Source organism: Enterobacter sp. HMSC16D10 (assembly GCF_001807145.1).
In the GTDB taxonomy this organism is placed as follows: domain Bacteria; phylum Pseudomonadota; class Gammaproteobacteria; order Enterobacterales; family Enterobacteriaceae; genus Enterobacter; species Enterobacter roggenkampii.
Map to the genome: position 1 here is coordinate 1 of NZ_KV787877.1, position 8,396 is coordinate 8,396.

At 46.9% G+C, this 8,396-nt stretch carries 11 protein-coding genes; 3 read left to right on the forward strand and 8 right to left on the reverse strand.

Annotated features, from left to right (window positions below):
* The first annotated feature begins 409 nt into the window (after positions 1–409).
* On the forward strand, positions 410–1,036 hold the full coding sequence (locus tag HMPREF3143_RS10885) for a ParA family plasmid-partitioning AAA ATPase (RefSeq protein WP_008502208.1): 627 nt from the start codon (positions 410–412) through the stop codon (positions 1,034–1,036).
* On the forward strand, positions 1,033–1,338 hold the full coding sequence (locus HMPREF3143_RS24780) for a hypothetical protein (protein ID WP_071530977.1): 306 nt from the start codon (positions 1,033–1,035) through the stop codon (positions 1,336–1,338). Before HMPREF3143_RS10885 ends, HMPREF3143_RS24780 begins: the two co-directional genes overlap by 4 nt.
* A gap of 80 nt (positions 1,339–1,418) precedes the next feature.
* Here the strand turns inward: HMPREF3143_RS24780 and HMPREF3143_RS10890 are convergent, their stop codons facing one another.
* From HMPREF3143_RS10890 to HMPREF3143_RS10905, 4 genes are read right to left on the reverse strand one after another with little or no spacing between them, the layout of a single operon-like run.
* A complete protein-coding gene (locus HMPREF3143_RS10890) occupies positions 1,419–2,195 on the reverse strand; it encodes a site-specific integrase (protein WP_033488148.1) in 777 nt (258 codons plus the stop codon).
* The gene (locus HMPREF3143_RS10895; RefSeq protein WP_033488147.1) at positions 2,195–3,013 is read right to left on the reverse strand and encodes a hypothetical protein; all 819 of its coding nucleotides are present in this window, start codon (positions 3,011–3,013) and stop codon (positions 2,195–2,197) included. Before HMPREF3143_RS10895 ends, HMPREF3143_RS10890 begins: the two co-directional genes overlap by 1 nt.
* Positions 3,014–3,061: 48 nt before the next feature.
* Positions 3,062–3,391: a hypothetical protein gene (locus tag HMPREF3143_RS10900; RefSeq protein ID WP_033488146.1), complete on the reverse strand. Its 330-nt coding sequence runs from the start codon at positions 3,389–3,391 to the stop codon at positions 3,062–3,064.
* A gap of 45 nt (positions 3,392–3,436) precedes the next feature.
* A complete protein-coding gene (locus tag HMPREF3143_RS10905; protein ID WP_033488145.1) occupies positions 3,437–3,739 on the reverse strand; it encodes a hypothetical protein in 303 nt (100 codons plus the stop codon).
* Positions 3,740–4,353: 614 nt separating this feature from the next.
* On the opposite strand from HMPREF3143_RS10905, the gene HMPREF3143_RS10910 reads away from it, so the two are divergent.
* Positions 4,354–4,557, forward strand: coding sequence for a hypothetical protein (locus HMPREF3143_RS10910; RefSeq protein WP_020219159.1), 204 nt, complete (start codon positions 4,354–4,356; stop codon positions 4,555–4,557).
* Here the strand turns inward: HMPREF3143_RS10910 and HMPREF3143_RS10915 are convergent.
* From HMPREF3143_RS10915 to HMPREF3143_RS10930, 4 genes are all read right to left on the reverse strand, one after another.
* Positions 4,547–4,837: a helix-turn-helix domain-containing protein gene (locus HMPREF3143_RS10915; RefSeq protein ID WP_032673383.1), complete on the reverse strand. Its 291-nt coding sequence runs from the start codon at positions 4,835–4,837 to the stop codon at positions 4,547–4,549. The two genes, HMPREF3143_RS10910 and HMPREF3143_RS10915, sit on opposite strands and share 11 nt — an antisense overlap.
* Positions 4,834–5,961: a DUF4238 domain-containing protein gene (locus HMPREF3143_RS10920; RefSeq protein ID WP_032673385.1), complete on the reverse strand. Its 1,128-nt coding sequence runs from the start codon at positions 5,959–5,961 to the stop codon at positions 4,834–4,836. Before HMPREF3143_RS10920 ends, HMPREF3143_RS10915 begins: the two co-directional genes overlap by 4 nt.
* A 33-nt stretch (positions 5,962–5,994) precedes the next feature.
* The gene (locus HMPREF3143_RS10925) at positions 5,995–7,587 is read right to left on the reverse strand and encodes a hypothetical protein (protein WP_032673386.1); all 1,593 of its coding nucleotides are present in this window, start codon (positions 7,585–7,587) and stop codon (positions 5,995–5,997) included.
* Positions 7,588–7,794: 207 nt separating this feature from the next.
* Positions 7,795–8,396 (reverse strand): hypothetical protein (locus HMPREF3143_RS10930; protein ID WP_175441120.1); only part of this gene is annotated, 602 nt, incomplete at its 5' end.

The window sequence follows — 8,396 nt, forward strand, 5'->3', positions numbered from 1 at the left end:
AACGCGGTGGCCAGTTTTTGTTGACCACTTCACTTCAAGCACAGAATTTGCTATACGTAAATCAGCCTGAGCGGGTTTTCGACCGTTGCTGAACACATGCAGCAATGCCTCTCTCTCTGCCAGATTCAGTTTCCTTTCAAGCCTTCCCCTTGGATTTTTTTTCCACACCAGGTCCATTGCTTTACTCCTTCACTCAAAAGTGCGATTACGATAACAAGATAATATTTTGTTATCGTAATATCTTGTTAAGATCGTAAGATAATAATATTGTATTTTAATGCATTGAATTTAATGTAATTGTTAACATATTAAGTTAATATGATAACAAAATATCAACTCAGGCGCATATTGAAAATTAATGCTTGTTATCCTATTATCTTAATAAGATAACAAACAAGGTGTGCGGAATATGATCATTGTTCTTGGTAGTCAAAAAGGTGGAGTAGGTAAAAGTACGCTCGCAGTTTCCATCGCTGCATATCTTATGGCATTAGGAAAGCGAGTTCTCATTGTAGATGCCGACGATCAAAAATCAGTGCTAACCTGGTATAACAATCGACCAGAGAACTTGCCTCATATGCCTGTGACTGGAGCGTCCGGCAACATCAAAGCCATGCTTAAAGAGCATGAAAAGTCTTATGACTTTGTAATCGCCGATTGTGCTGGCCGTGACAGTGCAGAGATGCGAAGTGGATTAATGGCTGCAGATGTGTTTATTTCCCCTTTACGACCGTCCCAAATGGATTTGGATGTTGTACCTCATACATGCTCTGTTTTTACTGCTGCTAAAGATTTCAACGAGTCTGTACGTGGGTATTTAGTGTTGAATATGACACCAACTAACATGTTCGTTAATGAAGCTAATCAGGCGGCGGATGTTCTCAAAGACTTTCCGGAAATGAATCTGTCTAATGCTCGCGTATGTGACAGAAAAGCTCACAGGGATGCCTGGGCCGAATCAATGACTATTTTTGAAACACAGAACATCAAAGCCCAAGAAGAAATTGAAGCTCTGGTTAAGGAGATCATTCTGTGAGAAATAGAGCACATACGCCGCCAAAGGATGAAGCTTCGTTTATAAACGGAGGTTCAGCTGGCCTTACTGCAAAAAATCTTGACGAACCAAGTAATAAACCTGCGACTAGTAAAGCAAAACCAGTCAGCATCTCTCTTGCTGAAGAGAATCTTAGCTCAATTGATAATGTCATAAGGGAAGAGATGTTATCAGGGAACAGGAGAGTCAATAGATCAGATGTAGTTAGAGCTGCAGTGATGGCGTTAGAAAATTTATCGCGAGAAGAAATATCTCAACTCATTGAAAAATCTAGATTAAAATAATAACTTAATAACTTAATAACTTAATAACTTAATAACCCATTAAGATAGCAAGATAATAAATTACTATCTTGCTATCTTAATCATCTATTTTTTAGCAACGCTACCGCCTCATCGCCCGGCATCTGGAACTGCACCCGGTGCCGTGCCGCGACATCGAGCGCAAACACCTTCGTATACACCTCAGTCGAACTGATGCTCTTATGCCCCATCAAACTCTGCAGCACCTTCAGTGGTATACCGGCATACAGCATGTGCATCGCGTAGGAATGACGGAACGTGTGCGGGGTCACCGGCACGGAGAACGTCACCCCGTCGGCCGCTGCGGCTTCAACTGCTTCGCTGAGCCAGGTGCGAACCGTCCGGTCGGTGATCTCCCAGATGCGTGCCTTCTCGGTTCTGCCGCTTCGCTTATTACGTCGTTCAAGAGGAATTTTCAGCGTGGCCACCATCATCTCCAGTTGACCGACATAGTTCGCATCAGAAAGCGGTACCAGCCGGTGAGTCTGACTGCCGACGGGCGCACGGCCAGCCGTTCTGGCGGCTTTTTCAGCCCTTTGTTTGAGTGTGGCCAGCTGCACGAACGGGTAGGGCGGTGCCAGGGAAAAATCACTCCGGGTCAGGGCCAGTGCTTCGTTAATACGGGCGCCGGTGTTCCACAGGGTAGCAAGAAGCATCTTGCGGTGAAGGTCGGGCACATAGTGGAGCAGGGCACTCACTTCCGGGGCCAGCAGGTATTTCGGCAGTTCGTCCTGAACCAGTGCCATCTGACGCAGGGCCAGCGCCGCCGGATAGTCGATAGAAACTGGTAACTGAGTACCTGTGGCCGAATACCCTCCCAGGGTTACGAGTCCGGTCATCAGGATGATTCTCTGCCCGGGGATATGCGCAGTGCTGCCGCAATGATTTCCCGGTTTTCTTCTGTACGCGAGTTACCAAAATAGTCCACTTCCAGACGCAGGGAATGATCTGCAGCCTCTATCAGATCCGACACTTTCTGCAGGGCGCTCTGCAGCTGCGGCGCTGATATCACTCGTGGCACATCATGCTCATCCACACCGTTGCGGTGTACCAGATCGTTTCGCCAGTCTGCGATGATACCCAGCGGCTCAGTTGGCCAGACGGGCGGTATATGAAGCACAGTCTCGAAATAGCGCTCAATGGTTTTTACGTTATGAAACGTCATCCGGGAAACAAAATTCTGCGCCGCAGGCCGGAACAGAGAAAGAGCCATGTCACGGGCAGCATGTTTTACCGGATTTTTGATTTTATCGGACTTCATATAAAACTCATCCCTGAACCGTGTAAGCGGCAAGTCCTCTTCCAGCAGAGCCCTGGCGCAGTACATCAGGTACGCCTCCATGACCGTCACGGCATGGACGAAAGACATCCTGTACACCAGTTCAGGCTGCTCTGTATCGAGCAGGGTATACAGCCCCTTCAACTCCTGCATGGCGTGTAGGTAACGCTGATGAACATTGTTTAGGGAAGCCACAAACAGCCCGTGTTCATGATCCCACTGAGCCTGATCGGCGAGATACTCCTGTTCCCAGCAATAAAGGTTAGCGGCCTGTTCCCATTCTTCTGAGCCGGGGACAACATCCGGATAATTTTCCGCAAGCCATTTATCAAATCGTTCAGATTCAATATCCATCATCTGGTCTTTCATGCTTCCCATAATGCCAGTACCCTTCTGTATGGTTCTGTAAATGAAAAATCCCGCCGTTCATACTGACGCCGCGCTACCACGGAACGACTCAAAGGCCAGCAGGGCGTCCGTCCTGGAGGGCAGCTCGATACAGTCCCCGCGCTGCGGGTCGATCTCTTCATCTGTGGCCTCGTTATACCGCATACGCAGCCGCCATCCCGTCACGGGAGGTGCGTTCTGTATGGCCAGCACCATCCCTTCCGGCGACAGCAGTTCACGGAGGGTGTAGCAGGCGCCAATCCGGGTCGAATCCCGCAGCCACATCACGGGGTACTCACTGACCAGCTGGCCATACACACATTCCGGCGTATGGAAGTAATTCCCGTCCGCCCTGCATAAATCACACATAATCCCTCCTTTACTGAGAAATCCCGCCTTGCTGAAAGCGTCTTCCTACAGGCGTCGGATTATTTTCCGGGACGCATTAACATCGTGCTTCACCTTAAAAGGGTTGTCTTCAATACCAGGTTCATCACTGACGCAGTCATCGCTTTCACGCCGGCGCCATCCTCCCATAGGTTCAACGAAGATCCCGACGACGTATCCTTCCTGAGTGAGTAAATGTTTTGCCGGTGGGATCTGGGCGACCCCTTTCAGAACCGGATATTCAGTAATTCGCTCATAGATGACATCGTGTCCTTCATCATGGAGTTCCTGAATTAACGCGTCAGCTGTTATGTATTTCGATACCTGCATTCAAAGATCCTCCTGAAGCATTTGAAGAGATACTCATGGAAATAATCACCATGCGCAATCATTCCCTGCTCACACGCCTGAATGTCACGCTTGAGGATTTTCCCCTGCCGTCATCATTTTCAGGCTGATAATAAGCAGCCATATAGCCACGTCGTTAAATTACCGGATGGCCGTTTCGGTGTGATCCGATTTTTTGCGTATTCAACAGTTTCCGGAAGTGTACCACGCACACGAAATAAGCAAAGCGGCAATATCTGCCCCTGCGCGACGGGTCACGGGGAAGGGGGTAAACACAACATATAGAAGAAACAGCAGCTGACAGAGTGGCACATCTTGTGTTTCTGCGCCGCAGCGCGCCCGTGCGCCTGAGGCAGATCCGGAACAATGAGTTTTCGGATCCCGGGAGAAGAAGAGAGAGATTGTTGCAGAATAAGCACAAAAAACGGTGAATTGTTGTGATGTGGAGATTATTGCTTAGTAAGCAAAACTAATGGAATGGTGGTGACAATATCGCAACAAAAGGTCTGGGAAAACTTTTTTTCATTTTTTTTTGGAAGGCGGCCTTAAAGGCCGCGTCGGATTTCCTAAATACAGTTTTACATAAGGAACATCGTATGACTGTATTTCTCATCCTCACCGCCATCGCATATGGCATCTTTCAAACCGGCTGCATCATTCAGTTAGTAGTGAAGGGGTATCAGGGCTGGACATTATTCTGGAAAAACTATGACCGTCTCCCCCATATTTACCGTTCTCACTGGCGATATCAGAGACGCTTCATTTTCAGACGCATCTGGAAACGTATCTTCAGCCATTGATAATCTTATCGAGCGGCATCCCCAGCCCGGCCAGCCAGCACAGACAGCACCAGGTCGTGTACACCATACTGGTCTGGCCTGATTTCCACTTCCGGATTGTCCGCTCGTTCACAGCCAGCCGGTTGGCCAGCTGGCTGTCAGTAAGGGAGATAAGTCCCCTGACCAGCTGGATTTCGTCGACTGTGGGCTTCTGCCAGTCTTCTCCGCTGACCAGCGTATAGCCATTAAACTTTTTGGCCTCGATAAGATCGCTGAAATACCTTTCGGCATCCGCATTCATAATTCATCCTCCTGAGCAGATTGCCAAAGCACAGGGTTTTCCGGCGTATAATAATAGGCATGATCCAAATCCTGCTTATCCAGATATTCATTAAGCTTGCTTAGCTCATAGGCTGAATAAAAAGTACTGGAAGAGCCAACATTATACATATCGATTGTTGTCATTACATTGTCAATGTAATCAAACGAGACCTTGAAAAAGTTTAGGCTCCGGTCTTGGCTGCATTTTAGTTGCTCGGGACGAGGAGAAAAAACGTCTATTCGCGGATTGAAATATGATGCAACGCCAGTAATAAAGCTGAGAGTAAAGTTATGGGATAAAGGAAGATAAATTCTGTTTTCATCTTTATAAAGACAAAAGATATTGGGTGCTATTGCGAATGCCGGTCTGGGTTCAGTGCTGTCGAAATCATGACCTGTATGAATAACCTCAATGGTATGGATACCAGCAAAAATCTTGTTTCTTAATATATTGATTTTGTCATATAGAGTTGGTTTATTCAGAATTGATAAAAGTCCAAACAAAACAAACAGCGCTCTGCTTTTATCTTCTTCGGAAGAAACTGAATTAGCAACGCGCAAAATTTTGAGATAGAAATGATCGTCCATTAACTCAGGATTTGTGTGAGGCAACTGATTTATCGAATGGATGTATTCTGATAAGTGATCCTGTATATCTGCATGGAACTGTTCGAGCATTTCATGCTTGTACGGATTTTTATTTTGTGGATTGTGCAGATTGAGCATTAACTGCATCACCGCAAAACTGGCGAGTTTCTCTACCGGAAAATCTTCCGGCTGCGTGTGACGAAGGCGTGAGAAATTGTGCTCATGAATGATATCGTTCACGATCCCGGCGGTCAGGCGTTCGTAGACACCCAGTTCGTCTTCAATATCGAAAGGCTGCCCTGTCTCAGCATCAATAAGACGAAAGCAGTTTTTCGATACTGCCACACTGGATATTGGCAGAGGTTGCGTGTGAAGAACGTTTTCTTTATCAGGCGTCATATACACGGTGTGACACCATACTCGCTGCTTTTCTTTTGCAGACAGGGCTGTGTCGTCGCTGCGAAAGTTGCGTAGCACCCACTGAGAAAGTACATGCTGATTTTTTGTGTAGTCCATAAAATTTCTCACTGATTAAACAGGTATACCGCATCAGAAGTCGAATTCTGTTGCCTCATCGTGACCTGCAAGTCTGACGGGTTCGGGAACATGTTTACGGCGAACGATTTTTTCCGGATAGCTGAGGAAATGCTTTTCAAAAACCCGGATAAGAGCGTCATTCCAGGTTGCCTTTATTCTTATCCGGACCTCATGCGGCTCTATGACGGTTATATTATAACGCTGGTTAGTTGAGTTATTTTCTTGAAACTTACGAAGAGACTCTCTAGAATCATCGCCGAGTTTACCAGTAGTCCATAACTCAACATTAATTTCAGCATTGGGGTATTCCCTTTTGGCATAATCGAAGAATACCGGCACCTGTTTACCAATCCATCTTTTCACATCTTCATGTTTCACTGTCGAATAGGGCTTATAACCCTTGCATTCAATAAAGGTGATTTTTGCATTTCCCTGTCGGCTCAGGACATCGCATTCTGCAGTCCCCTTCCTCTCTGACTTACATATTTTACCAACCTCAACATCATTACTGTTTATGCGCACGGTCTCAGCGACAATATATTCAAATAAATCCCCCTGAAGCTGACTGGTTACTCCGGCAATACTCTCAAGCTTGGACATGATGTCATCTATTGCGGCTATATTATCTCTTAAGCTGAGCGTTATTGAACCAACCAGATCCCGTAACTGAAAGAGTGCATCAGCAAAGTCTTTTCCGAACAGATTCTCCGGTGTCGCGGGTATTATCCCGGCACGCTTCATTTCCAGAAAAGCTTCTTCGCTGTATTCGTCGGCAACAAACATAAACAGGCATCTTGGGCTGTTCCTGAGGCTGTTTATTGAACGACATTTTGTAATAAAGGGCTGGAGGTGCACAAGACTGAGCTTACAGCCCAGAAGCATATCGCAGACAAAGAAACCAGGCCGAATTTCCCCTGACCGGGAGAACTGCAGAAGAGGATTAAGATAGGATGCAGCAGTGACGTCAAAATCAAAATTTGCCACACAGGGCGCCTGATCTGAATCGAGTTCTTCCCGTGTGCGCAGCGTGTCGTAACTGATGATACCGTTATGTCGGACCCACTGACTCAGGGATTTCATCAGAACGGACTCTGTAAGCAGCCTCGCTTTGAGGGGATGGAGCGCGCGCTGATACCCGTTATCATTTTTTTCTGTCAGGGCCACACACTCCCCCAGACCGGGTAACGTAACGAACCTGACCATTTTGTACTGAAGCAGACCGTCCAGAACTGACTTCCATGATAATCTGTTTTTCATTGCTACCGGTGAACCGCAGGCAGAAGGAAAATGCCTGACCGGCAGGATCCCCCCGCGAGCCCGGAGGCAACTCAGGGCAAGACCGTAGGCCGATCCGGTATCAAGGAGGGCTGTATTGAGACTGGACCAGAAGCGCCCGGTACCATACTGCTGCTTCAGATAAATAAATCGTTCGCGCTTGGGGAAAAGCTTGTCAACACAGTGGATCTGCCCTGCAGAAGCCGCCCGGGAAATCTGTTTGCGCGCGGTATCACGATTAACTCCCTGGGTTTTCTGCATTTCCTCTACAAGTACAGAGCTAAGGCAAGGACCGGTTTTGCGTAACGAAGTAACTATAAGTGATGTCATCTTTTGCTCGCTTGTCACACTGCGTATTTAATAATAACAATACACTTGAGCTGCTAAACAACAAAGCCTGTGTTTTAGTTAAATAATTACAGTAACTTAAAAGACATATATAAGGCTGTTTAGATTATCTGTCACAAACCAGTTTATCCTGAAGGAAACACTGTTACTTACAAACGTAGTATGGATGACAGGTACAACCTAAAAGATTCAGCCATCAAGCTCATGCAACTTCGTGAATTCAACGTTCACAATTTCATCGAGACAAACAGATATACCATGTCGATCAATACCGAACACTGCACCGCTATCCGGCGGCAATTCTCTAACGGACGTGTATGCGTAACTCAGCGCGGCTTCAAATGCACCTTTTTCATACTCAATATCTGCCCTGAAACAGACTATGCAGGGTTTCAGTACCTTAAGATAATGTTCTGTAAGATCCTGCCCATACTTTTTCTGGTAAGCATTGCAGACATCCTCTACCAGCTCCGGTAGCCGCAGATAATCGTGCTGCCAGAGTTTGCGGGCATGAAAATGAACCTCCTGTACAAGGTGCCCGTATGGCCCCCAGTGCATTTCGTTTCTGGTGCGCGTCCGGAAGAGAGTATCAGGTACGCCAGCATGAAAATTCCACGCCTGCAATCTCTCTTTGACCACAACGTCTGGTGCGAGATTTACCAGCATATCCATCACCAGTGACTCAGTCTGGTTCAGCGGAAGTAAACCACTGTCAAAAGTATTGTCAGCTGAAGTGCGGGTACCGTGAAACCAGTATGTGAATCGCCACGCGTTTAACAGACACCTCAGAG

Coding starts and splice junctions, on each gene's coding strand:
- HMPREF3143_RS10885 (WP_008502208.1), top strand. CDS start 410: ATGATCATTGTTCTTGGTAGTCAAAAAGGTGGAGTAGGTAAAAGTACG.
- HMPREF3143_RS10890 (WP_033488148.1), bottom strand. CDS start 2,195: ATGACCGGACTCGTAACCCTGGGAGGGTATTCGGCCACAGGTACTCAG.
- HMPREF3143_RS10895 (WP_033488147.1), bottom strand. CDS start 3,013: ATGGGAAGCATGAAAGACCAGATGATGGATATTGAATCTGAACGATTT.
- HMPREF3143_RS10900 (WP_033488146.1), bottom strand. CDS start 3,391: ATGTGTGATTTATGCAGGGCGGACGGGAATTACTTCCATACGCCGGAA.
- HMPREF3143_RS10905 (WP_033488145.1), bottom strand. CDS start 3,739: ATGCAGGTATCGAAATACATAACAGCTGACGCGTTAATTCAGGAACTC.
- HMPREF3143_RS10910 (WP_020219159.1), top strand. CDS start 4,354: ATGACTGTATTTCTCATCCTCACCGCCATCGCATATGGCATCTTTCAA.
- HMPREF3143_RS10915 (WP_032673383.1), bottom strand. CDS start 4,837: ATGAATGCGGATGCCGAAAGGTATTTCAGCGATCTTATCGAGGCCAAA.
- HMPREF3143_RS10920 (WP_032673385.1), bottom strand. CDS start 5,961: ATGGACTACACAAAAAATCAGCATGTACTTTCTCAGTGGGTGCTACGC.
- HMPREF3143_RS10925 (WP_032673386.1), bottom strand. CDS start 7,587: ATGACATCACTTATAGTTACTTCGTTACGCAAAACCGGTCCTTGCCTT.